This window comes from Pararhodospirillum photometricum DSM 122, assembly GCF_000284415.1.
Lineage (GTDB): Bacteria > Pseudomonadota > Alphaproteobacteria > Rhodospirillales > Rhodospirillaceae > Pararhodospirillum > Pararhodospirillum photometricum.
Window position 1 is genome coordinate 3,082,324 of record NC_017059.1, and the last position, 22,964, is coordinate 3,105,287.

Annotated in this window: 21 protein-coding genes; 11 read left to right on the plus strand and 10 right to left on the minus strand. The window is 64.7% G+C overall.

All coding sequences use genetic code 11. The features are described 5' to 3' along the window. The first annotated feature begins 114 nt into the window (after positions 1–114). The gene (locus tag RSPPHO_RS19335; RefSeq protein WP_081581792.1) at positions 115–618 is read left to right on the plus strand and encodes a flagellar biosynthesis repressor FlbT; all 504 of its coding nucleotides are present in this window, start codon (positions 115–117) and stop codon (positions 616–618) included. Then, complete coding sequence (locus tag RSPPHO_RS13875; RefSeq protein ID WP_277905225.1) at positions 587–850, plus strand: flagellar biosynthesis regulator FlaF; 264 nt, start codon at positions 587–589, stop codon at positions 848–850. Before RSPPHO_RS19335 ends, RSPPHO_RS13875 begins: the two co-directional genes overlap by 32 nt. A gap of 132 nt (positions 851–982) precedes the next feature. Here the strand turns inward: RSPPHO_RS13875 and nifK are convergent, their stop codons facing one another. The 3 genes from nifK to nifH form a co-directional block, all read right to left on the minus strand. Next, positions 983–2,503 (minus strand): nitrogenase molybdenum-iron protein subunit beta, encoded by a 1,521-nt coding sequence (gene nifK / locus RSPPHO_RS13880; protein ID WP_014415839.1) that lies wholly within the window; start codon positions 2,501–2,503, stop codon positions 983–985. Positions 2,504–2,539: 36 nt separating this feature from the next. Then, the gene (gene nifD / locus RSPPHO_RS13885) at positions 2,540–4,003 is read right to left on the minus strand and encodes a nitrogenase molybdenum-iron protein alpha chain (protein WP_014415840.1); all 1,464 of its coding nucleotides are present in this window, start codon (positions 4,001–4,003) and stop codon (positions 2,540–2,542) included. A 216-nt stretch (positions 4,004–4,219) separates the two neighbouring features. Next, a complete protein-coding gene (nifH, locus tag RSPPHO_RS13890) occupies positions 4,220–5,098 on the minus strand; it encodes a nitrogenase iron protein (RefSeq protein WP_041797500.1) in 879 nt (292 codons plus the stop codon). Positions 5,099–5,554: 456 nt separating this feature from the next. Here nifH and RSPPHO_RS13895 point away from each other — a divergent pair, with 456 nt between their 5' ends. Together RSPPHO_RS13895 and draG are read left to right on the plus strand one after the other, a co-directional pair. Then, entirely contained in the window at positions 5,555–6,385 is an 831-nt protein-coding gene (locus RSPPHO_RS13895; protein WP_014415842.1) for an NAD(+)--dinitrogen-reductase ADP-D-ribosyltransferase, read from the plus strand. A gap of 31 nt (positions 6,386–6,416) precedes the next feature. Further along, entirely contained in the window at positions 6,417–7,304 is an 888-nt protein-coding gene (gene draG / locus RSPPHO_RS13900) for an ADP-ribosyl-[dinitrogen reductase] hydrolase (protein ID WP_014415843.1), read from the plus strand. Positions 7,305–7,361: 57 nt separating this feature from the next. Here the strand turns inward: draG and RSPPHO_RS13905 are convergent, their stop codons facing one another. The 4 genes from RSPPHO_RS13905 to RSPPHO_RS13920 form a co-directional block, all read right to left on the minus strand. Further along, positions 7,362–7,961: an NUDIX domain-containing protein gene (locus RSPPHO_RS13905; RefSeq protein ID WP_041795620.1), complete on the minus strand. Its 600-nt coding sequence runs from the start codon at positions 7,959–7,961 to the stop codon at positions 7,362–7,364. Positions 7,962–8,209: 248 nt separating this feature from the next. Continuing rightward, positions 8,210–8,779, minus strand: a complete 570-nt coding sequence (rsmD, locus tag RSPPHO_RS13910; protein ID WP_041795621.1) for a 16S rRNA (guanine(966)-N(2))-methyltransferase RsmD — start codon at positions 8,777–8,779, stop codon at positions 8,210–8,212. A gap of 94 nt (positions 8,780–8,873) precedes the next feature. Next, complete coding sequence (locus tag RSPPHO_RS13915) at positions 8,874–9,713, minus strand: pseudouridine synthase (protein WP_157879251.1); 840 nt, start codon at positions 9,711–9,713, stop codon at positions 8,874–8,876. Continuing rightward, positions 9,710–10,432: a gamma-glutamyl-gamma-aminobutyrate hydrolase family protein gene (locus tag RSPPHO_RS13920; protein WP_014415847.1), complete on the minus strand. Its 723-nt coding sequence runs from the start codon at positions 10,430–10,432 to the stop codon at positions 9,710–9,712. Before RSPPHO_RS13920 ends, RSPPHO_RS13915 begins: the two co-directional genes overlap by 4 nt. Positions 10,433–10,443: 11 nt before the next feature. Between RSPPHO_RS13920 and RSPPHO_RS13925 the strand changes: the two genes are divergently transcribed. The 5 genes from RSPPHO_RS13925 (at position 10,444) to RSPPHO_RS13945 (ending at position 16,693) form a co-directional block, all read left to right on the plus strand. After that, positions 10,444–11,310 (plus strand): N-acetylmuramoyl-L-alanine amidase family protein, encoded by an 867-nt coding sequence (locus RSPPHO_RS13925; protein WP_051013896.1) that lies wholly within the window; start codon positions 10,444–10,446, stop codon positions 11,308–11,310. A gap of 162 nt (positions 11,311–11,472) precedes the next feature. Then, complete coding sequence (locus tag RSPPHO_RS13930) at positions 11,473–14,004, plus strand: penicillin-binding protein 1A (RefSeq protein ID WP_041795624.1); 2,532 nt, start codon at positions 11,473–11,475, stop codon at positions 14,002–14,004. A 124-nt stretch (positions 14,005–14,128) separates the two neighbouring features. Beyond that, positions 14,129–15,251 (plus strand): peptide chain release factor 2 gene (prfB, locus tag RSPPHO_RS13935; protein WP_157879252.1). Its coding sequence is split into 2 segments (ribosomal slippage): positions 14,129–14,197 and positions 14,199–15,251, totalling 1,122 coding nucleotides; the frame shifts between segments, so codons are not numbered across the junction. A gap of 216 nt (positions 15,252–15,467) precedes the next feature. Next, positions 15,468–16,283: an alpha/beta hydrolase gene (locus tag RSPPHO_RS13940; protein ID WP_014415851.1), complete on the plus strand. Its 816-nt coding sequence runs from the start codon at positions 15,468–15,470 to the stop codon at positions 16,281–16,283. Positions 16,284–16,291: 8 nt separating this feature from the next. Beyond that, positions 16,292–16,693: a hypothetical protein gene (locus RSPPHO_RS13945; protein ID WP_014415852.1), complete on the plus strand. Its 402-nt coding sequence runs from the start codon at positions 16,292–16,294 to the stop codon at positions 16,691–16,693. 64 nt (positions 16,694–16,757) lie between these two features. Here the strand turns inward: RSPPHO_RS13945 and RSPPHO_RS13950 are convergent, their stop codons facing one another. The 3 genes from RSPPHO_RS13950 to RSPPHO_RS13960 form a co-directional block, all read right to left on the minus strand. After that, positions 16,758–18,356: an ABC transporter substrate-binding protein gene (locus tag RSPPHO_RS13950; RefSeq protein WP_014415853.1), complete on the minus strand. Its 1,599-nt coding sequence runs from the start codon at positions 18,354–18,356 to the stop codon at positions 16,758–16,760. Positions 18,357–18,521: 165 nt separating this feature from the next. Next, positions 18,522–18,842: a hypothetical protein gene (locus tag RSPPHO_RS13955; RefSeq protein WP_041795627.1), complete on the minus strand. Its 321-nt coding sequence runs from the start codon at positions 18,840–18,842 to the stop codon at positions 18,522–18,524. 300 nt (positions 18,843–19,142) lie between these two features. Next, positions 19,143–20,537, minus strand: a complete 1,395-nt coding sequence (locus RSPPHO_RS13960) for a hypothetical protein (protein WP_014415854.1) — start codon at positions 20,535–20,537, stop codon at positions 19,143–19,145. 312 nt (positions 20,538–20,849) lie between these two features. On the opposite strand from RSPPHO_RS13960, the gene RSPPHO_RS13965 reads away from it, so the two are divergent. Next, positions 20,850–21,968: an isovaleryl-CoA dehydrogenase gene (locus RSPPHO_RS13965; protein ID WP_051014053.1), complete on the plus strand. Its 1,119-nt coding sequence runs from the start codon at positions 20,850–20,852 to the stop codon at positions 21,966–21,968. A 57-nt stretch (positions 21,969–22,025) separates the two neighbouring features. After that, positions 22,026–22,772, plus strand: a complete 747-nt coding sequence (locus RSPPHO_RS13970) for a nucleotidyltransferase domain-containing protein (protein WP_051013897.1) — start codon at positions 22,026–22,028, stop codon at positions 22,770–22,772. Positions 22,773–22,964: the final 192 nt, after the last annotated feature.

A 22,964-nucleotide genomic window follows, 5' to 3' on the forward strand; every position in this document is an offset into this window, starting at 1 on the left:
GGAGGGGTCCGTCCCGCTGGGCTAAAGCATCGATGACGGTGTCGGGGCCCATTATCCGGGTCTGGTGTCAGGACCTCCCGCCCGAGCCTTCCTCTTTTCAGACGGGTCAGCCCCATGCCCTTGAAAGTAACGCTTCGACCGAACGAAAAGATCCTGATCGGTACAGCCGTCGTCGCCAATGGCCCGACCAAGGCGGAATTGGTGATTCTCAACCGGGTTCCCGTCCTCCGGCAGAAGGATATCCTCACGGAAGAGCAGGCGGATACGGTCACTAAAAAGCTGTATCATGTCATCTTGAATATGTATATTTCTCCCCAAAATGAAAAAGCCTTTCACCGGTCCTATTTTTCTCTTGTTCGAAAAATTATTGAACTTCCGTTCGACGGAGCCGCTCTTGACCTGATCCACGAGATTTCCCAGTGCGTGATCGCCGGGGATCATTACAGAGCCCTCAAGGTCTGTCGCAATCTTATCGAGTCAGAAGAGGAGATATTGGGCCATGGCCAGGGATCCAGAGAGCCAAGCGCACCCGCCGGCTCCGAGCCCGCGCGAGGCGGAAGCCTTGGCCTTCACGAAGGCGGCGTCGATGCTGGAAGACGCCCGCCAGCATCCCGATGACAAGACCACGCTGACCCAGGCCCTGCGCTTCAATCATCGCCTGTGGACCCTCATCCAGGCCGACATCACCGAGCCCGCCAGCACCCTCCCGGCCGAGGTCAAGGCCAACATGATGAGCTTGTCGATCTTTGTCGATAAGCAGACCACGTGGGCGCTGCGTACCGGGGCGGCGGAGGAGGTGGATATTTTGGTGGCGATCAATCGCTGTCTGGCCATGGGCTTGGCACCGTGAGGGAGGGGTCTGGGGAGGCCCGCCTCCCCAGCCTTCCTTTTAAAAACAAAGACGGGAACGACGCCCCCAGCGTCGTCCCCGCCTTTCGCGAGGAGCGGACCCAAAGCCCGCTCTCTCGAACTCGGACCAGCCCTAGCGGGTCAGGTCGAAGCTGATGTCGCTCGACGCATCCATGGTGTCGAAGATCTTATCGAGGATGCTCACCAGCACCCGCAGCGCCCCTTGGTAGAACATGGTCGGGAAGCGGTGGTGGTGGTGGCGGTCGAAGATCGGGAAGGTCAGGCGGATCAGAGGAATGCCCAGGTCCTTCTCGATGTACTTGCCATAGGAGTTGCCGATCAGGAAATCGGCGGGCTCGGTGGCCAGGATCGAGCGCAGGTGCCAGAGGTCACGCCCGGCCCAAACCTGCGATTCAGCGCCAAACGGGCTGGTCGCCAGCAGGGCGGTCATGTCGGCTTCCCACTTCTTGCCGCCGTTGGTGGCCAGCACGTGGGTCGGCTCGGCGCCCAGTTCCATGAGGAAGCGGACCATGGCCAAGGTGAAGTCGGGGTCGCCGTAGACCGCAAACTTCTTGCCATGCAGCCACGCCATGGAGTCGGCGATGGCATCGACCACGCGGCCGCGTTCCATCTCCAGCTCGGTCGGGATCGGCTTGCCGGTCAGGCGCGACAGCGCCATCAGGAAGTCGTCGGTGGCGCCGAGGCCCATCGGGTAGGTGAAGGCAACGGTCTCCTGACCCTTTTCCTCGATGTACTTGAGGGTCTGGGCGGTGCAGCCTTCCGAGAGGGAGATGGTCGCCTTGGCGTTCAGGGCGGCCAGGGTGTCCTCGTGGGTGGTGCCGCCGGCATACATGCGGAACTCGCCGTCGGCCGGGGTGTCGTAGACGTCCGAGGTGTCGGACAAGATGGTGGCGTTGGCGTCCATGAGCTTGATGATGCGCTTCAGCTCGCGAACGTTGGCGACCGAGTAGCCGTCGAAGCCCGGGATGATGTTGACCGACTCACCGGCCACACGCTCCTGACCTTCCCAGAACGCCTGGAGGATGCCCTTCATCATGTTGTCGTAGCCGGTGGTGTGGCTGCCGACGAAGGACGGGGTGTGGGCGTAGGGCACCTTGAAGTCGGCGGGCACCGAGCCCTTCTGCTTCGCGTTGCTGATGAACGCCTGGAGGTCGTCACCGATGACTTCCGCCATGCAGGTGGTGCACACGGCGATCATCTTCGGCTTGTAGAGGGTGTAGGCGTTGGCCAAGCCCTCGATCATGTTGTTGAGGCCACCGAACACGGCGGCGTCTTCGGTCATGGAGTCGGAAACGACCGAGGACGCTTCCTTAAAGTGACGCGACAGGTGCGAGCGGAAGTAGGCGGCGCAGCCCTGCGAGCCGTGGACATAGCCCAAGGTGCCATCGAAGCCAGCGGCGCAGAACAAGGCGCCCAAGGGCTGACAGGCTTTCTGGGGGTTCACGACCAGCGCTTCGCGAGCCAAGTTCTTTTCGCGGTAGTCCCAGGACTTGGTCCACTCGGCGACTTCGGCAATGCGCTCGTCGCTGTGGCAGTTCTCGAACTCGGCCCGCTTGCGGGCGAACATGTCCTGGTATTCCGCTTCCTTGAACAGCGGCAGGTGGTCTTTGATCTTATCAGCGCTCTGGACCATGGGAACTCTCCGTCAGAAACTGGGGGACTGTGGGATTTACTCGGCCGCGGCCTTTTTCCAGGGGGCCTTCTGGAGGCTCCACACGGGGTTGTTGATGGCCATGTCCATGTCACGGGCGAAGACGGCAAACCCGTCGTAGCCGTGGTACGGACCGGAGTAATCCCAGGAGTGCATCTGCCGGAAGGGCACTCCCATCTTCTGAACGGCGTACTTTTCCTTGATGCCCGAGCCGACCAGATCGGGACGCAGCTTCTCGATGAACTTCTCCAGCTCAAACCCGGTGACGTCGTCGAAAATCAGCGTGCCGTCCTTCATGTACTCGGTGGTGCGCTGGTAGTCGTCGTTGTGGGCGAACTCGTAGCCCGCGCCGACAATCTTCATGCCCAGGTCTTCGTAGGCGGTGGCGGTGTGGCGCGGACGCAGGCCGCCCACATACAGCAGAACCGACTTGCCTTCCAGACGCGGACGGAACTTGGCGATGACCGCATCGACCGCCGGACGGTACTTGGCAATGACCTTCTCGGCATTGGCCTGGATCGTCTCGTCAAAGTGTGCGGCAATCTTGCGCAGCGACTTCTCGATCTGGGACGGGCCGAAGAAGTTGTATTCCATCCAAGGAATATTGTACTTCTCTTCCATGTGACGGCAGATGTAGTTCATCGACCGGTAGCAGTGGATGAGATTGATCTTGGCCTTGGGCGCGCGCTCCATTTCGGCCAGCGTCGAGTCGCCGGTCCATTGGGCAATCACGCGCAGGCCCATTTCTTCGAGCAAGATGCGCGACGACCAAGCGTCGCCACCGATGTTGTAGTCACCGATGATGTTGACGTCGTAGGGCGTCGTCTCGAACTCTTCCTTGTTCTCGCGGGTGAACACCCAGTCGCGCACCGTGTCGTTGGCGATGTGGTGACCCAGCGACTGGGACACGCCGCGGAAGCCTTCGCAGCGCACGGGGATGACCGGCAGGCCCGTATCCTTCGCCTTCTTGCGCGCCACGGCCTCGATGTCGTCACCGATCAGGCCGATGGGGCATTCCGACTGCACGGAGAAGCCGCGCGCCAGGGGGAACAGGACCTTCGCTTCGTCGATCATCTTCTCCAGCATCTTGTCGCCGCCGAAGACGATATCCTTTTCTTGGAAGTCCGAGGTGATCTGCATGGTCACGAACGAGTCAACGCCCGTGGTGCCATTGTAGTAGTTGCGCCGCTGAGACCAGGAGTACTGACCGCACCCGACCGGCCCATGGCTGATGTGCACCATGTCCTTGATCGGGCCCCAGCACACGCCCTTCGATCCGGCGTAGGCGCAGCCACGAATGGTCATCACGCCCGGGGCGGACTTCACATTCGACTTGACGTTGCAAGACGACCCTTCGTCGGTCGTTTCAATGGTGCCAAGGTGCTTCTTGCGCTTCTTGGCGGTCTTTTCGGGGTAGGCGTCCAGGACTTCCTGGATGGCGGCGTTGGCCAGGGCCTTGTCGTTTTCGTAATCGAGGCTCATGTCCTCACTCCTTCAGACTCGGGCGGGCAGACTCGGTCAGGCAGACTCGGGCGGGCGACATCGGAGGGGGCCCCGTCGGTCTCCGGGGAGGCCGACGGGTCAGGGGGCTTCTCTCTTGTGGCGCAGACCCAACGCCCTCTCGGTGGGGTCCGGCAACAGTGAAGCAAGAGCCATGCCGGCGCTTCGCGGGATGGGCGCGACGCGCCGGGCCACGCCTCAGGCGCCCTTGGCGGCCAGTTCGGCCAGCTGCTGCTCTTCCGACTTCATGATGCCGAATTCCATCAGCATCTCTTCCAGCTCTTCCATGGTGATCGGGGTCGGGACGACGCCCTTGCCAGAGTTGGCGTGGATCTTCTCGGCCAGCGCGCGGTATTCCTTGGCCTGCTGGCAGTCCGGGGCATACTGGATCACGGTCTGGCGGCGCAGTTCGGCGTGCTGCACGATGTTGTCACGCGGCACGAAGTGGATGAGCTTGCAGCCCAAGCGGGCGGCGAGGGCCTCGGCCAGCTCCAGTTCCTTGTCGGTGCGGCGCTCGTTACAGATCAGGCCGCCCAGACGCACGCCGCCGGTGTGGGCGTACTTGAGAATGCCCTTGGCAATGTTGTTGGCGGCATAGAGCGCCATCATCTCGCCCGACATCACGATGTAGATTTCCTGGGCCTTGTTTTCGCGGATCGGCATCGCGAAGCCGCCGCACACCACGTCACCCAGCACGTCGTAGGACACGTAGTCCACATCGTCGTAGGCGCCGTTCTCTTCCAGGAAGTTGATGGCGGTGATCACGCCACGGCCGGCACAGCCCACGCCGGGCTCGGGACCACCGGACTCGGTGCACTTGATGCCCTTGTAGCCCAGCTTCAGAACGTCTTCGAGTTCCAGGTCCTCGACCGAACCGGCCTCGGCGGCCAAGTGCAGCACGGTGTCTTGGAGCTTGGTGTTGAGGATCAGTCGAGTGGAGTCAGCCTTCGGGTCGCAGCCGACGATCAAGATGCGCTGATCCATTTCGGCCAGAGCGGCGAGCGTGTTCTGGGAGGTGGTGGACTTGCCGATACCGCCCTTGCCGTAGAAAGCGATCTGACGAAGCTTGGCGCTCATGGAAACCATCCTTTGCGTTCTTTGATCTGACATCCCGTCGGGGGGTCCCCGTCGTGCTCGGGTTCCTTAATGCAGGGAGCGTGCCAACCCGATCGAAGTGGCGAAAAATTTACCAGAAGCGTTATTTTTCAAGGTGTTTTCACCGTTTCAGCACATCTGTGTCGCCTTCCGCCCCCTGTCGTAAACACGACAAACCCCCGACACCCTGTCGGGCCCCTGTCGCGGAGCCAACAGCCGCCCGGTTTTTCCCCGGGGGCCGCGTTCGAAGAAGAAGGCGGGGGAGGCCGGGCTGCCCTAGGACTCTCCTTCCTGAGGGGGGCGCCGACCGATTGCCCGGGGCGGGGGGCGGTTTTCCGTTCCTTCGCTCCAACGAAAGTGCTAAGGAATCAGGCATCTTAAACCGGCAGGAATGCAAACCGGGCACTCAGGTCCGTCGAGGCTCATCAAGGGGGCATCATGTGGGATTCAACCGAGCGGCTGCCCTCCATCGGCCACAGCACCAATCTGGTCGGTATCCCCACCGACTTGCTGGCCAACCCCCAGTTCAACGACGCCGCCCCGCCCATGCATATTTCCGGCGTGCGCGAAATGAACGGCAGTCTGTTCGAGATGCTCGCTCAGGCCCCCGACCTGGAGAGCGCCGGCGAGGCCTTTTATAAGTACATGGCCGCCGTCTATGGCCTGGACCCCGAGCAGCAGGAAGGCCCGCCTCCGGCCAAAGGCGCCGTGCGGCGGTTTCGCTCCAGTTATCTGCGCCTGCTCAAGGGCTGGGGCTACGATACCAATGCCCGCGAAGGGGCCGTGCTCAAGGGCTGGGTCGAGAGCCGCTTTGGCCTATTCCCCACCTTCCACAAGGCTCCCATCCCGCGCATCACGGCCCCTAGCTGGGCCGTCTATGTCGAGGAGAAGATGGCATCGCGCTTTCACAACAACGCGATCTACTCTCAGTTGGATTTGCTGTACGAGTTTTGCCAGTGGGCCATCGACCGCTTCATGGCCCCCGAGGGCCGCAAGATCCGCCTCTATCGCGGGGTCAACGATTTCACCGAGCACCAGCGCGTCGAGCAGGTGGACAATCGCACGGTGATCATTCGCCTCAACAATCTCGTGTCGTTTTCCTCGGATCGCTCGGTCGCCGATTGTTTTGGCGACACCATCCTTGAAGCTTGGGTTCCCACATCCAAAATCGTGTTTTTCAACACCTTGCTGCCCACCCATCCCTTAAACGGGGAAGGCGAATATCTCGTGGTCGGCGGGGACTATCTGGTGAAGGCAACCTACCTGTGACCTTGGCACCGATTTTAGAGGAGGGCCGGCCGTGAGCCCGCCCTCCGTTCACGAGCGCGCGCTCGGCGCCTATCTCGGCTTGGCCGTGGGCGATGCGTTGGGCGCTACCGTCGAGTTCATGACTCCCGGCGAAATCGCCCACCAGCATGGCCTTCATAGCAAGATGATCGGCGGCGGCTGGTTGCGCCTGCGCCCGGGGCAAGTCACCGACGATACCGAGATGGCCCTCGCCCTGGGGCGCTCCTTGTGCAGCAAAAAGACCCTTGATGTGGTCGATGTGTGCGAGGAATTCGCCCTGTGGCTTAAGTCTCGGCCGGTGGACGTGGGCAATACCTGTCGGCGCGGCATCCGGCGCTACATCAACCACGCCACCACCGAAGCCCCCTACCACGACGGCGACGGCGGCAACGGCGCGGCCATGCGCACCTTGCCCATTGCGCTTGCCACCTTGAACCGGCCCGACCTTCTGGAGCCCTGGGCCATGCTCCAGGCCCATACCACCCATAATCATCCCTTGTCGGATGCCGCCACGGTCTCCCTCACCCGCATGGCTTCCCTGCTGGTTCTGGGGCAGGGCATGAAGGCGTGTCGCGAGGAGGCCAACCGCTTGGTGGCCGTCCATCGTGAGTTCCGCTTCGACCCCTACCACGGCCAGTCCTCGGCCTTCGTGGTCGATACCCTGCAAACCGTGCTGCACTATTATTTTGTGACCGACAGCTTTCGCAACTGCCTGATCCGCACCGTCAATCAAGGTGGCGATGCCGATACCACCGGGGCCATCGCCGGTATGCTGGCCGGCGCCACCTACGGCGTTCAGGAAATTCCCTGGAGCTGGCTGTCCAAGCTGGACCCCAAGATTACCCGGGAAATCCACCGTCAGGTCGAAGACCTGCTCAGTCTCTCGGATATTCCCTCCTGAGATCTGGCCCGCTTGAAGACCTGGGCCGGGGGCGCCCCCACCCCCGACCGTTTCCCCTTAAGCCCACCGTGCCCGCAGCGCCTCGCGATGAAGCGCCAACCACTGCATGGCAACCAAGGCCGTCGCATTGGTAAAGCGCCCCGCCTGAAGCCACGCCAGGGCCTCGGTTGCCGGGAGCGCAAAAACCCGGATGTCCTCCCCTTCCGCCGCCACCCCATGGATGCCACCGGCCTGGCTCGCGTCCACCCGGCCGCAATAGATCGTCACGGTCTCGGTCAAAATGCCGGGCGACACAAAAATCCGCCCCACCGGCTCCAGCGCTTCCACGGCCAAGCCGCATTCCTCAAGGCTTTCACGCCGGGCCACCGCCTCAGCGGTTTCGCCGTCCTCAATAATGCCGGCCACGATTTCCAGCATCCAGCCGGTCTCGCCCGCCGCCCACACCCCGGGGCGGAACTGCTCCAGCAGCACCACCGTGTCGGTCCCGGGATCGTAAGGCAGAACCGCCACCGCATGGCCCCGCTCGATCACCTCGCGCCGGACCTCGGGACCCTGGCCCCCGGCAAACAATTCGTGACGCAAGCGGATCCGATCCACCTGGAGATAGCCCTTGTAGGCGGTTTCGCGGGCAATGATCTCAACCTTGCTGGGCGGCATAGGCGGTCCTTTCTGTTGCGACGAGGGGAGGGGGCTCGACGCGGCAACGCGGGGCTGCCGCCCCGGACCCCGCCTGGGGCGATGCCCCAGACCCCCTTTTCTTTCGTTCATGACACTCCACCTCCCCCCCTTTTGAAAAGCGCGCTTTTCAAAAGGGGGGGAGGTGGAGTGTCAATTAATAAAAGAAGGGGAGGTCTGGAGGCATCGCCTCCAGGCGGGGTCCGGGGCGGTAGCCCCGTGTCACCGCGCTAAGCCGCCCCCCAGCGTAAGAACGTCAGCCTCGGCCGTCCCTGGGTCCGTTCATCCACCACGCTAAACCCGTCGGGCCACGCTGGCGCCGGGGCTCGTCCATCGCTTTCGGCATAGACGAGGCAGCCCGGTGCCAGCCAGCCCGTTGTGGCCAGAGCGACGAGGGCGGGTTCGAGCAGGCTCTGGGCATAGGGCGGATCGAGGAGGGCCAAGCCGACCGGTTCGTCGGGGGGCGGGGGGCGGCAGGCATCCACGCGTCGCACCGCCGTCCTTGCCTGGGCTTGGCACGCCGCCACATTGGCCCGCACCACCGCCAGCGCCGCCGCGTCGGTCTCGAAAAAGGTGGCGCTCGCCGCGCCTTGCGAAAGCGCTTCCAGCCCCAGGGCGCCCGAACCGGCAAAGGCATCCAGCACCCGGGCGTCCTTGAGGGAAAAGCCGTCGCGGCCCTCGAAGCGGTGGGTCACGATGTTGAACACCGCGCCGCGTGCCCGGTCGCCGGTGGGGCGCACCCCCAGGCCCGGCGGCACGGCGAGGGTGCGGCCTCGCCAGCGCCCGGCCACGATCCTCATCGCTTGCCGCCGGCGTCGCGTCCGCCTGAGGCTTTGGCTCCCGTGGGGGCGCACGCTCGTCGTCCGGCCGCCCGAGGTCCGGGGGCTGGGTCCTTTAGTGTGTGCCCGATCGCCTTGAGCCCCGGCGTTGCTTCCCCGTTTGGCTTTTGTCGTCGCGGTCATGGGGGCGGGGCGGGGCGGGGGGGGCCAGCTTGCCCAATTGCTCGCGCAGGATCTTGCCCGGCACCTCTTCGACCGCGCCGGGGGCCAGTTGCCCCAACTGGAAGGGGCCATAGGCCACCCGGATCAGGCGGCTGACGGGCAGGCCCAGGTGCTCCATGACCCGGCGGATCTCGCGGTTGCGTCCCTCGCGTAGCGACACCGAGAGCCACGCGTTGGAGGCCTGCTGGCGCTCGAGAACCGCCTTGATCGGGCCGTAGGTCACGCCTTCAATGGTGATGCCGTTCTCCAGGCTGGCCAGACGCACCGGGTCGGGGGTACCAAACACCCGCACGCGGTAGCGCCGCAGCCAGCCCTGGGCCGGCAGTTCCAAGTCGCGGGCTAGGGCGCCGTCGTTGGTCAGCAGCAAAAGCCCCTCGGAGTCCAGGTCGAGGCGCCCCACCTTGATGACGCGGGGCATGTCCGCTGGGAGGCGCTCGAACAACGTCGGTCGCCCTTGGGGATCGTGGTTGGTTGTCACCAAGCCGGCTGGCTTGTGGTAGCGCCACAGGCGGGTGGCGGGCTTCTCCGGTAAGGGCTTGTTATCGACCATCACCTGGTCGCTGGGGCCCACCAGGGTGGCCGGGGTGCTCACCGGCTGGCCGTTGAGGCGAACCCGCCCGGCAGCGATCAGTTCCTCGGCGTCGCGGCGCGAGCACACGCCGGCGCGGGCAATGACCTTGGCGAGGCGCTCACCCGCGCTGGGGGAAGGTGTCGGCTTGGGCGGTGCATTCATGAGCGGTCTCCGGCGGCCGCAACCAAGGCCGTGAACAAGGCGGTGTCGGCGGGGGTGATGTGATATTCGGGATGCCATTGCACCCCAAGACGGAAGCGGCCCTGCGGATCCTCGATCCCCTCGATCACACCATCGGCCGCGCGGGCGTTGACAACGAGGGTATCGGGGACCGTGGCCACGGCTTGGTGGTGGGCACTGTTGACCGCCACGGTGGTCTGGCCAACGATGCTGTGCAGCAAGGTGCCGGGAACCACGGTGACGTTGTGCCCAGCCTCGGTACGGGGATTGGGCTGCTCGTGGGCCAAGGCGCCGGGCACCGCGTCGGGAATGTGCTGATGCAAGGTCGCGCCCAGGGCCACGGCCAAGAGCTGCTGCCCGCCGCAAATGCCCAACACCGGCAGATCTCGCGTCAGCACCCCTTTGAGCAAGGCCAGTTCGAAGGCGGTGCGCCGTTGCTTCAAGACCACGCTGTGGTGGCGGCTGGTGGCGCCGAACAAGGCGGGATCCACGTCAAAGGCGCCCCCGGTGATCAGGAGGCCATCAATCAGGTCCAAAACGTCGGGCACGGTGGTGACGTCATGGGGCAGGATGACGGCCAGCCCTCCGGCGGCGGTGACCGCGTCGCAATAGTTATGGCGCAAGGCATACCAGGGAAGGGCGGAATATCCGCCGCCCTGTTCCTCGCTGTCGGCGGTGATGCCGATGACGGGTCGTCGCACCGACGCCTCCCGTGAGTCGAGAAGGGGGGGAAGTTTTTTATTCCGACCTGCCCGAGGCCCAGGCCGGGGGGGCCGTCATGGTCCGTTTGGCCGATGGCCAGCGCGTCCCCGTGCCGCCGCGCAAGCCCGCCGTGCCCGCCGGCGCTCCCGTGGCCGCGACGCTGGCGGCTCAGCCCGTGCGCCGCCCCACCATCGTGCTCGACCCTGGCCACGGGGGACGTGATCCCGGGGCCATCAGTCCGTCGGGCCAGTATGAAAAAGACCTGACCCTGACCATGGGGCGCGAGTTGCGCAAGACCCTGGAGGGAACCGGCCGCTATCGGGTGGTCATGACCCGCTCCGACGACCGCTCCATTGCCTTGCGCGACCGCATCGCCCTTGGGCGGCAGGCCGAGGGGGACTTGTTCATTTCCCTGCATGCCGACGCCATGCGCGACCCCGGGGTGCGGGGCTTGTCGGTCTACACCCTGTCAGAAACCGCCTCCGATGCCGAGGCCGGCGCCCTGGCCGACCGCGAAAACAAGGCGGACATCCTGCTCAACGCCGACTTGTCCAACCAATCGCCCGACGTGGCCAACATCTTGATTGATCTGGCCCAGCGCGCGACCATGAACAACTCGGCCCTCTTTGCCAACACCTTGATTCGCAACCTCCCCGGCGACGTGCGCAAGCTGATCAAGACCCATCGTTCCGCCGGCTTCGCCGTCCTCAAGGCCCCCGACATGCCCTCCGTTCTCGTCGAGATGGGGTTCTTGTCCAATCAGACCGACGAAAATCTCTTGCGGACCGCCGGCTACCGGTCCAAGCTCGCCGATGCGATCGTCCGCAGCATCGACGATTATACCGTTCTTCAGCAGCAGCGGGCTGGGCGTCCTTAAGGGGGCGACCAAGGCCGGCGCTTCTGTCTTTGGACCCTCGCAGGGGACCCAAAGGCGAGCGCCGCGCCGTGCGGACGGGATATCGCCTGGCGTGTCTTGTCCCGCCAGGGTGGGGGGAAGCCTCCCCTAGCGTCCTGACTTCTGGAGCGCGGATTGTCGTCCATGATGAGGATTGTCCTGACCCTGGCCCTGGTTTCCCTGATGGGGGGTGCCGGGGGAGTGGCCGTGATTGCCAACCGCTTTGGCGGCGATTTGCCCGACTATCGGGCCTTGGCCAATTACGAGCCTGCCATTACCACCCGCGTGCTGGCCAGCGATGGCCGCTTGATGGCCGAATATGCCATTGAGCGTCGGGTTTACGTGCCGATTCAGGCCATTCCCCAGACGGTGATCAACGCGTTCCTTTCCGCCGAGGACAAGAATTTTTACGAGCATTCGGGGGTGGACTTCGTCGGCCTGTTCCGCGCCGTGGTCACCAACGTGCGCAATGTGGGCTCCGGGCGCCGGCCGGTGGGCGCCTCCACCATCACCCAGCAGGTCGCCAAGAATTTCTTGCTGTCGAGCGAAGTCTCCATTGATCGCAAGGTCAAGGAGGCCATTTTGGCGTTTCGCATCGAGCAGGCCTTTTCCAAAGATCGAATCTTGGAATTGTACCTGAACGAGATTTATCTCGGCCAGGGGTCCTATGGCGTTGCGGCGGCCGCCATGAATTACTTCAACAAGGGGCTCGACGAGCTGACCGTGGCTGAGGCGGCCTACCTGGCAGCCCTGCCCAAGGCTCCCAACAACTACCACCCCACCCGCAAGGCCGAGGCGGCCCGGGCCCGGCGCAACTGGGTCTTGGAGCGCATGGCCGAGGATGGCCACATCACCAAAGAACAGGCCGAGGCGGGGGCCGCCGAACCCTTGGTCGTGCGCGAGCGCGACGAGGCGCGCATCGTGCGCCATGCCGAGTTCTTTTCCGAGGACGTTCGCCGCCAGTTGCAGGCCCGCTACGGCGAGGAGGCCTTGTACAAGGGCGGCATGTATGTGCGCACAACCTTGGATCCGCGTTTGCAGGACATCGCCACCGACGCCCTGCGGAATGGCTTGATCAATTATGACCAGCGCCACGGCTATCGCGGTCCCGTCGCCAGCTTGCCCACTGTCAACGGCTGGAAAGAGCTTCTTACCGCCATTCCCGCTCCGCCCGGCCTGCCCGAGATGTGGCGCGTGGCCGTGGTCTTGCGCCTGGATCCGGGCGAGGCCCGCCTGGGCTTCACCGATGGCTATGGCGGCTCGATCCCGACCGCCGAACTGGCCTGGGCCCGCCCGCTGCAAAATGGCCGCCTGGGCGCCGCCCCGCGTAAGCCCGCCGACATCTTGAAAGTCGGCGACGTGATCTTGGTCGAGGCTCTCAAGGCCAACGCCAAGGGCAAGCCCTATCCCAACGGTACCTTCGCCCTGCGCCAGATGCCCGAGGTTGAGGGCGCTCTGGTCGCCATGGATCCCCACACCGGGCGCGTGTTGGCCATGGTCGGCGGCTTTTCCCGCGGGCGCAGCGAGTTCAACCGCGCGACCCAGGCCAAGCGTCAACCCGGCTCGGCCTTCAAGCCCTTTGTCTATCTGTCGGCCCTCGATCACGGCTATACCCCGGCCACCATCATTCTCGATGCCCCCTTCGTGTACGATCCCGGCCCGGGTCAGCCGCTCTGGCGGCCCAAAAACTACAGCGGCCAATACTACGGCCCCACCACCTTGCGCGTCGGCATCGAGATGTCGCGCAATCTGATGACCGTGCGCTTGGCCAACGCCGTGGGCATGGATGTGGTGGCCCAGACCGCCGAGCGCTTTGGCGTGGTCGAGACCATGCCCCGGGTGCTTGCCGCCTCGCTGGGGGCGGTGGAAACCACGGTCATGAACCTGACCACCGCCTATGCCATGCTGGTGAACGGCGGTCGGCGCATTGAGCCCACGCTCATCGATCGTATCCAAGACCGCAACGGCAAGACCGTGTACCGCCACGATCAGCGCCCGTGCGACACCTGTTTGGCCTCCCAACCCGGGGCTGTACCGGTGATCGTCGATAACCGCGAGCAGATGACCGACCCGCTCTCGGCGTATCAAATGGTCTCGATCTTGCAAGGGGTGGTCCAGCGCGGGACCGGCTCCAAGGTGCGCGCCGTGGGCAAGACCGTTGCCGGTAAGACCGGAACCTCCAACGACAGCCTCGATACTTGGTTTGTGGGCTTCTCGCCCGATCTGGTGTGCGGGGTGTTCGTGGGCTACGACGAGCCGCGCTCGCTGGGCGGGCATGAGGCCGGCTCGACCACGGCGGCGCCGATCTTTACCGCCTTCATGAAGGAAGCCCTGGCCGACAAGCCCGACCTGCCGTTTCGCGTGCCGCCTGGCATCAAGTTCGTGCGCATTGATCGCCACACCGGCCAGCGCGCCGGACCCGGATCGCCGGAAGCCCTCCTGGAGGCCTTCAAGCCCGGCACCGAGCCCAGCGATGCCCAGGTGGTGATTGACGGCTCGGCACCGACCCCCCTGGGGGCGGATCCGGCGACCTGGGGGGCCGCCCCGGCCGATGGGACTTTGCCGCCGGTCGGGGGGCAGGTTCTGGCTCCGGTGCAGGCGCCGGCGTGGGAGGGAGCGGCACCGGTGCCCTCGGGAGCGCCCGAGACCGCACCGTCAGCCGGCGGGCTGTACTAAAAAGACGGGAAGGCCGGGGAGGCCTACCTCCCCGGCCTTCCCTTGTTTTTTTGTTGCAAGCGGGGACGTGGCGCGGCACGGTGCCCCCCACCTTCCCCCCTCTCATGAAAGGGTTCACCGCTTCATGCGTGCGGAAAATCAAGCGCTTATCGACCGGATCGAGCAGGCGATGGCCCTGCTGAGGAGGCATCTTTGACTGGGAAAATGCCCTTCGCCGCCTCGATGAACTAAACGCCCTCTCCGAAAATCCCAATCTGTGGAACGACGCCGCCAAGGCCCAGGCCTTGATGCGCGAGCGCACCCAGATTGCCGACGCTATCGACAACGTGCGTGCCCTGGAGCGCACCCTCGACGATGCCGTGACCCTGATCGACTTGGGCGAGGCCGAGGACGATTCCGCGACCATTGCCGAGGGCGAGGCTCAGTTGCAGGGCCTGACCCAGCGTGCCCGCCAAATGGAACTGGAGAGCCTGCTCTCCGGCGAGGCCGATGGCAACGATGCCTACCTCGAAGTCAACGCCGGCGCGGGCGGCACCGAGGCGCAGGACTGGGCTCAGATCCTGCTGCGCATGTACACCCGCTGGGCCGAGGGCCACGGCTACAAGGTGGAATACCTGGAAGAGAGCGAAGGCGAAGAGGCGGGCATCAAGTCCTGTACCCTCAAGATCGTCGGACGCAATGCCTATGGCTGGCTCAAGACCGAGAGCGGCGTGCATCGTCTGGTGCGCATTTCGCCCTATGATAGCGCCGCCCGGCGCCACACCAGCTTTTCCTCGGTTTGGGTTTACCCGGTGGTCGATGACAACATTGCCATTGTGATCGAAGAAAAGGACTGCCGCATCGACGTCTACCGCGCTTCCGGGGCCGGCGGTCAGCACGTGAACCGAACCGAATCGGCGGTGCGCATTACCCACTTGCCCACCAACATCGTCGTGCAGTGCCAGTCCGAACGCTCCCAGCACCAGAACAAGGATAACTGCTGGAAGATGCTGAAGGCGCGTTTGTACGAGCTGGAACTGCAAAAGCGCGAGGCCGCTGCCCAGGCCCTGGAAGACACCAAGACCGACATCGGTTGGGGTCACCAGATCCGCTCCTATGTGTTGCAGCCCTACCAGATGGTGAAGGACCTGCGCACCGGGGTGGAAACCTCCGACACCCAAGGCGTCCTTGACGGCGACCTGGATCCCTTCATGGCCGCTTCCCTGGCCGCCCGCCTGGGTGGCGCCGACGAACGCCTCAAAGGCTAAGACTAGAGTCCATCCGCTTCATCCTGAAGCAAATGGACTCTAGATCCCTTTGTTTGAGTTTGTCTTTTCGGGAAAAGCGGTGCYCACTTTTCCCTGACAAACTCTAGCCGATGAGGGGTCTGGGGAGGCAAGCCTCCCCAGCCTTTCTATCTATCTATCTATCCATCATCCTCTCTTGGCGGAGCCCCGAATGCCCTCCCTCGGACCTCGACCGGCATGACTGGGGCCGCATTGATCCTGGCCCTGGCCGGCGCCTATGGCGCGGTGGTGGCGGCCCTGGCCCTCGGGCAACGCCGCTTGCAATACCGCCCGGGACCAGGCCCTATCCCCGACCCCGCCACCTTGGGCGAGCCCCGCTTGCAGGTCGTCGCCCGAGCGGCCGGGCCGCGCTTGGCGTGGTATGCCCCGCCGCCCCCCGCGGGTCGTGTGGTTGTTTATTTCCATGGCAATGCGGGCACCGTGGTGGACCGCCTGGAGCGGGCCCGCTTTTTTTTGGACGCGGGCTTGGGGGTGCTTCTGGTCGAATGGCCGGGCTTTGGCGGCGTTCCCGGCCGGCCCTCGGAGCCAAGCGTGCTGGCCGAGGCCCGCGCCGCCGTCGCCTTCTTGCTGGCGCAGGGGATCGCGCCGGCTTCTTTGGTGTTTTATGGCGAAAGCCTGGGCTCGGGGGTGGCGGTGCGGTTGGCGGCCGAGGGGCCGGCGCCGGGGGGGGTGATTCTGGATGGTGGTTTCACCAGCGCCCTTGCCGTGGCGCAAAAACGCTACCCCTGGATCCCTGTGGCGCTGTTTATGCGCGATCGCTTCGATAATCTCGCGGTTGTGTCGCGGGTACGGGGGCCTTTTTTGATCTTGCACGGGGGCCGGGACGCGATCGTGCCCCTGGCCCACGCCGAAACCATGGCCCAGGCCGTGCGCGGGCCCGTTGAAACCTATTTTCCGCCGTCTGGAGGCCATGTAGATCTATACGATCACGGCGCGGGACCGGTGGTCCTGCGTTTTCTCAGGCGCTGGGAGGCTGGTCTCCCGTCGGAATAGGGACGCTCATGCCGCTGGAAATGCGTCGCCTTGTTTTTCGCGACAGCGAAATGGAAGAGGCCATCACCCTGACCGTGCGCGCCGAAGCGCTTCGGTTGGCTGCCGAGGCCGATCGGAGTGGCTTTTCCAAAGTCTCTTTGCCCGATGCCAAGGAAAAAGTGCTCTCGGTGTTCGTGACCAGCGACGACCCCCTGGAACTGGTGGCGACGTTGGTTGCTCCATCGGGCCGTCGCACGACCCGTTTCTTTCCCAATGCCGAATTGATTTATGTTCTTATTGCCTACTGCAAGGTCCTCAAAATCCCCGTGGCCCGCTCTGCCGGCAAATCACTGCACCGCTGCAAGGGCGGGGTGGCCCTCGACCTGATCTTGCGCACGTGGGACGCCCCGGAGCCGGCCAAAAAAACCTGACCTCCCAAAGCCCGAGGAGGGGGGGGAGGTCGCGGCTCCCCAGCCTTCCTTTTTCCAAGCCCCCTCACGGCGTCATCCCGACGGCGCGAAAACTGGGCCCGCCAAAAGGCGACACGGTCCAGCCGGTCACGGATGTTCGGTGAGCTTGCATAAGAAGCGGCGCCGCCAGGGGAACCCAGGGGACCTGATCGCGCACCAGGGCCAGAGCATCGCGATAAATCCACACCCGCTCTTCCGGGTCCACGCTCTGGCGGCCCCGGCGCAACAGGTCGTCAAAGGGCTTGTGGCACCAGCGGGCGACGTTGAAGCCGCCCACCGCCTCGCAGCCCAGCAGGCTCAGGAAGTCATCCGGGTCCCCGGTGTCGGTGCTCCAGGTCAGGAACAGGGCCTGGGCATCGCCGGCGCGGGCGCGCTTTAGGTAGTCACCCCAGTCAAGGGTTTCCACCGTGACCGAGAGGCCCAGGGCTTCCCAGGCCGCCTTGACCCAAAGGGCGGCGGCTTTGGGGTCGGGCAGGGACGCGCGGCGAACCGGCAGGGCCCACAGCGTGATCGGCCCTATTGCCGGCAGGGCGGCCAACTCGGCTTTCAGGGTGTCGGAGGTGGCAAGGGTTGGGGGCGGTGCCTCGGGCAAGGGCCACTGGGCCGGGGGCAGGGCCCGGGTCAGGGGCACGCCTCGGCCGTTGAAGGGGCCGGCCACCAAAGCGACCGGGTCCAGGGCTTGGGCCAGGATCCGCCGCACGGCGAGGCTGTCAAAGGGCGGCTTTTCCGTGTTGAAGGCCAGAACGCTCAGGGCCAGCCCGGGCCCTTGGGGCAGGGCCACGCCCGGGGTGGTCCGCAAAGGCTCCAGGTCGGCAGGCGCCACGGCGTCGATCATGTGGCATTCGCCGGCCCGCAGTTTTTGCGCGCGCTGGCTGTCGTCGGGAACGATCTTGATCACCAGAGTCTCAAGGCCCGGCTTGCCCTCCCAATATCCAAGGTGGGCGTCAAAGCGCAGGGTATCGTCCGTGGCCTCGCGCAGGACATAGGGCCCCGTTCCCACCGGGAAGCGGTCCACGTCCTCTGGCGCTCCGGCCTTGAGGCGGGCTTGAGCATACTCGGCCGAGTGGATCCCGGCGAACTCCATGGCCAGGGCGGCGGGCAGGGGGGCCCAGGGGCGGGTCAGAGTCAGGCGCACCGTGCGGGCGTCCAGGGCCTCAATGCGCTCGATCAGGTCGCCCAGACCGAGCGCGGTATAGGTCTCGTAGGTGGCCCCGGACACCCGGTGGAAGGGGTGGTCGTCCTTGCCTTGGCGAGCCAGGGTCCACACCACGTCCTGGGCCTCCAGGGGGCGGGTCGGGGTGAAGCGGGCGGTGCTGTGGAAGCTGACGGTGGGGCGCAGGACAAAGGTGTAGGTTTTGCCGTCCTCCGACACCGTCCACCCCTCGGCCAGCCCGGGCTCGACGGTGGTGGTGCCCGGGCGAAAGCGGGTCAGGCCTTCGTACACCGTGCGGCCCACGGTATCGCGGGTGGCGGGGGCGGGGCTGAGGGCGGGGTTGAGGATCCGGGGGCCTTCGGCGAGACAGGCGACCAGGGGGCGGCTGGCCGGGGGGGCGGCCCAGGCCGGCGTGTTTGCCAAGGCCAGTCCGATCAGGAGGGTCGTGCGGATCCGTGCTCTTTGTTTCATGGCCTCGCTCGACGAAAAAAGGGAAGGCTGGGGAGGCGCGGCCTCCCCAGACCCCTCGTCTTTTGGGGGCGGGGAAAGGTTTAGAACTGGTTTTTGGGGAAAATGCGCACGGCGATGCGGCGGTTGAGTTCCTGGTTGAGGGGGATGGCTTGGCGGGGGGGGGAGTTAGCCGACCCGCTGCTCTTGCAGGCCGCATTCTTCATACAAGCGGTGGGCCCAATTCATGAGGCCCAGCAACTCCCGGTCTTCGGGGGTCTGCCCTCCCGAGGTCGTGCGATCGACCATGTCCAGGAAGTCGTACAATCCGTGCGGGCACGGGGCCCGCCCCGTATCCGCCACTTGCCGAAGCTGTTCGGCAATGCAGCGGGACATATGAATATGATGGGCGAAATCGCCACACTCGGCGGATTGATCGGCACAAGCATAGGCCCCGATCATCCGAGAGAGCAACCATTGTACATGGCTGCTCGGGCCATTGCCATCCATGGGGGTCCTCCACTGGTCTTTAGGATGGGTCCGAGGGACCATCGGTGGATTATCGTGCCGGCCTTCTTGTTTATCGCCGACCCGGATCCCTTACCAAATCTTTTAGACTCAGTCTTTGAACAGTTCCATGAAATTCGTCAGAACAAGGCCTTTTGAAACCAGAACGAGATCTTCCCTTGGGGGAGGTAGACGCTTTACGTGCAAAAGAAACACGCCCAGAGGGCCCCTCGGCGAGGAGAAGCCCTCAAGGCGTAGCCCCCTGCAAAAGACTCGAAACAAATTCACAACAAGACGATGTGATTAAAACGAACGGATGTATACGCTGCGCAAACTGGCATCCAGAAGCTGGGTGGTTGCCAGGATCTTATCGACCTCCTCGCCCTTGACGGAACCCCGGCGCTTCATGTCGAGGAAGTTGGCGATCAGGCCGGCCACCGCCTTGAAGCCCGGCGGCTTTTGGAAGTTGCCCTCGAAGAAGGGCCGCCCCAAGTCCTTTTTGTTCCACAAGCCGTCGAGAATGCCAATGATCTCGGCAAAGGAGGGATTTTGCAGGGGATCAGCCTCGGGAGCACCGGTCAGCATGGGATTATCCACGGACAGGCGCAGTGCCTTCGCCATCTCAACCGTCATGTATTCCATGTAGCGCGAGGCAAAGGTCTCGATCTGGTCCATGCGCTCCTTGCGCTCCAGCCCCTTCAACTGAGCGGTCTTGGCTGCCAGCCGCCCCATGACATCGACGAACTCGGGGGGGCGCTCCAAAAGAGCCTCAACATGGGTCCCGAAGACGTGCATCACGATCGCGATGTCGGTCTCGAAACGCCGGCCTTTCAGACGTTGCTTGCCTTGCTTGAGGCGCTCCTGATTGACGCGTTCGGTGATATCGCGGGTCTCCCAATTGCCGATGACCCGGATATGCTCGGCCGAGGGCAAGGAGGTAACGTAGGGCCCAAGGTCGCTGTACTGCTCGACGACCACAAACGACTCAGCCAAGGCAATCAGAACCTCGGCGTCCCACTCGGTCACCTGGATGAACTCGCGGCCCATGCTCTTGCGCAGGGAGTGCAAGGCGTGAGGCTTGAGCAGGGCCAGGGCCTGGAGACGATCGAGGGGCAGGCCCACCAGAATTTGCCCGAACAAGGGCCCGAGCGCGCCTTTGAACACCTCCAGGCGCAGGGCATCCAGTTCGGCCAGCACCCGCAGCTTGGGCAAGGTGTCGATGCCACCCAGGGCGTCCCCAATCTTTTCCAGTCCGCTTTCGTTGCCGGCAAACAGGTGCTGGGCGGTCAGGGCCACCAGATTGGCCTCGATCTCTTTCATGCTCAGGCCACAGCAGGCGGTTTCCAGACCGTTCTTGCCGGGTGCGATGGCCTCGCCGTCCAGATCCTTGAGAAAAATCATGCCGCCGTGCCACGCTTTTTGAAACACCTGCCACCCGCGCTCGGCACACTCCGGGCTGGTCAGGGCCTCGTCGGCGCTCAGGTCTTGAAGCAGCAGGGCGCTGCCGTCCATCAGGCGAGTTTCCAGAAAGGCCAAGCGTGGGAACAGGCGTTTCAAAGCCCGCTCCAGGCGTCGGCGGCGGGCGTGGGGGACGAGATCGCCGATCTTGCGCCCGAGCCCGCGCAAGGGGCCGGGCAACGCGGCGATAATTTCCCCGTCCCCTAAGAGGTCGCCAATGATGGTCCGTCGTTCGTCCATGATGGTCCCGCCTCAGATCGGAAGCGCGTACTGATACCGCGAAACCCCTGCGCCCGCGACCCCCAAATACCAACTGGCACGCTCTCAAAAATAGCACAGTTTCCCTGGTAATCGGTTAACGACCCCTCCCGGAAAAGTTTCCGTTTACGTAAAGGAGAGTGTTGACGCGTCCTGGCAGCGTCATTACGGTACCCAAAACCCGGAACAACCGGGGCCGCCCTCCCCGCGCGAGGGCCGGCGCGTTCCTGTCCAGGGAGGGTCCCCGTGCTGTCGTATCCCAGCTTGAATTTCGACCTTGGCGAAACGGCCGAGATGCTGCGTGCCAGCGTGCGCGCCTTTGCCGCCGACGAGATTGCGCCGCGCGCCGCGGCCATCGACCACGACAACGAGTTTCCCGCCGACCTGTGGGGCAAGATGGGCGCCCTGGGCTTGCTGGGCCTCACGGTGGAAGAGGAGTGGGGCGGAGCCGGCATGGGCTACCTGGAGCACGTGGTCGCCATGCAGGAGATCAGCCGGGCCTCGGCCAGTGTCGGCCTCAGCTATGGCGCGCACTCCAACTTGTGCGTCAACCAGATCCGGCGCCACGCCACGCCCGACCAGAAGGAGCGCTACCTTCCGGGCCTGATCGCTGGCACCAAAATCGGGGCGCTGGCCATGAGCGAGCCCGGCGCCGGCTCCGATGTGGTGTCGATGCGCACCCGCGCCGTGCGCCAGGGCGACCGCTATATCCTCAACGGCACCAAGATGTGGATCACCAACGGCCCCGACGCCGATGTGATCGTGGTCTATGCCAAGACCGACCCCGAGGCCGGCTCACGCGGCATCACCGCCTTCTTGGTCGAAAAGGGCTTCAAAGGGTTCTCGACGGCGCAAAAGCTCGACAAGCTGGGCATGCGCGGCTCCAACACCGGCGAGTTGGTGTTCCAGGACTGCGAGGTGCCGGCCGAAAACGTGCTGGGCAGCCTCAACGGCGGCGTGCGGGTGCTGATGAGCGGCCTTGACTACGAGCGCCTTGTGCTCGCCGGCGGACCGCTTGGCATCATGGATGCCTGCCTCGACATCGTGGTGCCCTACGTCCACGAGCGCCAGCAGTTCGGCCAGCCCATCGGCACGTTCCAGCTTTTACAGGGCAAGCTGGCCGATATGTACACCATTCTCAACGCCAGCAAGGCCTACGTCTATGCCGTGGCCAAGGCCTGCGACCGCGGCGAGACCACCCGCAAGGATGCCGCCGGCGCCATTCTCTATACCGCCGAAAAAGCCACCTGGATGGCCCTGGAGGCAATCCAGTGCCTGGGCGGCAACGGCTACATCAACGACTACGCGACCGGTCGCCTGCTGCGCGACGCCAAGCTCTATGAGATCGGCGCCGGCACCAGCGAAATTCGCCGCATGCTGATCGGACGCGAACTGTTTGCCGAGACCGCGTGATACACCCCCGCCACGACCGTCCCCGAAGGGGGGACGGCGAGACGGAAGAGAAAGACCATGGGGCCCTCACACACCATGCGCGACACGCTGGAACGCTTTGCCCAGGACCAGGGCATCGGGTTGGTGCTGGCCGTGCCCTGCGGCCCGGCCGCCTGGGGCGTGCCCGGCGCCGAGGCCGAGGCCATCCAGATCACCGCCTTGTTCACCCGCCCGGCCGCGGCCTACCTGGGCTTGGCCGAACCGGCCGATGTTCTGCGGCACGAGGGCCCGCCGGCCGTGCTGGCCTGGGACACCCGGCGCGCCTTGCGCCTTGTGCTGCGCTCCAACGCCACCGTCTGGTCGTGGTTGGGCAGCCCGGGCGCCCTGATCGGCGAGAGCGCCGCGCTTGCCGCCCTGCGCGCCCTGCTGGCCCGCACCTTGTCGCGCCAAGCCCTGCTCGGGCACGCCCTGGGCGAGGCCAAAGCGGCCATGAACACCTACCTGCCCGATGACCCCAAGGTGGCGGCACGCGCCAAGTACGGCTTGGTGATCCGCCCCCTGATGGCCGCCCAGTGGCTGCTCGACGATCGCGACGCGCCGCCCGCCGACTGGGCCTCCTTGCGCGCCGGCCTGACCTGGACCGACGAGGCCCGCGCCCTGCTCGATGCCCTGGAGGCCGATGCCCTGCCCGAGCGCCGCGTAGCGGCCCTTGATGCCTGGATCGACAGCGTGTTTCAGGCGGCCCGCGATAAAGGCGAAGCCCTGTCCCCCCCCCGCCGCGTCGTCTTGTCCTCAAAGAGGCCGAGATCGAGGCCTTTCGCCTGATTGCACGGCAGACTTGGCGCTATTTCGAGACCTTTGTGACGGTGTCAGACAATCATCTGCCGCCTGACAATGTTCAAGAAAGTCCCGAGCGGGTTATCGCACACCGAACGTCTCCCACCAACATTGGCTTGTACCTGCTTTCTGCCGCATCAGCACGGGATTTTGGCTGGGCTGGGACCACGCAAACTATCG

Bases quoted from the DNA above. Each gene is read 5' to 3' on its own strand.
- RSPPHO_RS19335 (WP_081581792.1), top strand. From the start codon at position 115: ATGCCCTTGAAAGTAACGCTTCGACCGAACGAAAAGATCCTGATCGGT.
- RSPPHO_RS13875 (WP_277905225.1), top strand. From the start codon at position 587: ATGCTGGAAGACGCCCGCCAGCATCCCGATGACAAGACCACGCTGACC.
- nifK (WP_014415839.1), bottom strand. From the start codon at position 2,503: ATGGTCCAGAGCGCTGATAAGATCAAAGACCACCTGCCGCTGTTCAAG.
- nifD (WP_014415840.1), bottom strand. From the start codon at position 4,003: ATGAGCCTCGATTACGAAAACGACAAGGCCCTGGCCAACGCCGCCATC.
- nifH (WP_041797500.1), bottom strand. From the start codon at position 5,098: ATGAGCGCCAAGCTTCGTCAGATCGCTTTCTACGGCAAGGGCGGTATC.
- RSPPHO_RS13895 (WP_014415842.1), top strand. From the start codon at position 5,555: ATGTGGGATTCAACCGAGCGGCTGCCCTCCATCGGCCACAGCACCAAT.
- RSPPHO_RS13905 (WP_041795620.1), bottom strand. From the start codon at position 7,961: ATGCCGCCCAGCAAGGTTGAGATCATTGCCCGCGAAACCGCCTACAAG.
- rsmD (WP_041795621.1), bottom strand. From the start codon at position 8,779: ATGAGGATCGTGGCCGGGCGCTGGCGAGGCCGCACCCTCGCCGTGCCG.
- RSPPHO_RS13915 (WP_157879251.1), bottom strand. From the start codon at position 9,713: ATGAATGCACCGCCCAAGCCGACACCTTCCCCCAGCGCGGGTGAGCGC.
- RSPPHO_RS13930 (WP_041795624.1), top strand. From the start codon at position 11,473: ATGATGAGGATTGTCCTGACCCTGGCCCTGGTTTCCCTGATGGGGGGT.
- RSPPHO_RS13940 (WP_014415851.1), top strand. From the start codon at position 15,468: ATGACTGGGGCCGCATTGATCCTGGCCCTGGCCGGCGCCTATGGCGCG.
- RSPPHO_RS13945 (WP_014415852.1), top strand. From the start codon at position 16,292: ATGCCGCTGGAAATGCGTCGCCTTGTTTTTCGCGACAGCGAAATGGAA.
- RSPPHO_RS13950 (WP_014415853.1), bottom strand. From the start codon at position 18,356: ATGAAACAAAGAGCACGGATCCGCACGACCCTCCTGATCGGACTGGCC.
- RSPPHO_RS13955 (WP_041795627.1), bottom strand. From the start codon at position 18,842: ATGGATGGCAATGGCCCGAGCAGCCATGTACAATGGTTGCTCTCTCGG.
- RSPPHO_RS13960 (WP_014415854.1), bottom strand. From the start codon at position 20,537: ATGGACGAACGACGGACCATCATTGGCGACCTCTTAGGGGACGGGGAA.
- RSPPHO_RS13965 (WP_051014053.1), top strand. From the start codon at position 20,850: ATGCTGCGTGCCAGCGTGCGCGCCTTTGCCGCCGACGAGATTGCGCCG.
- RSPPHO_RS13970 (WP_051013897.1), top strand. From the start codon at position 22,026: ATGGGGCCCTCACACACCATGCGCGACACGCTGGAACGCTTTGCCCAG.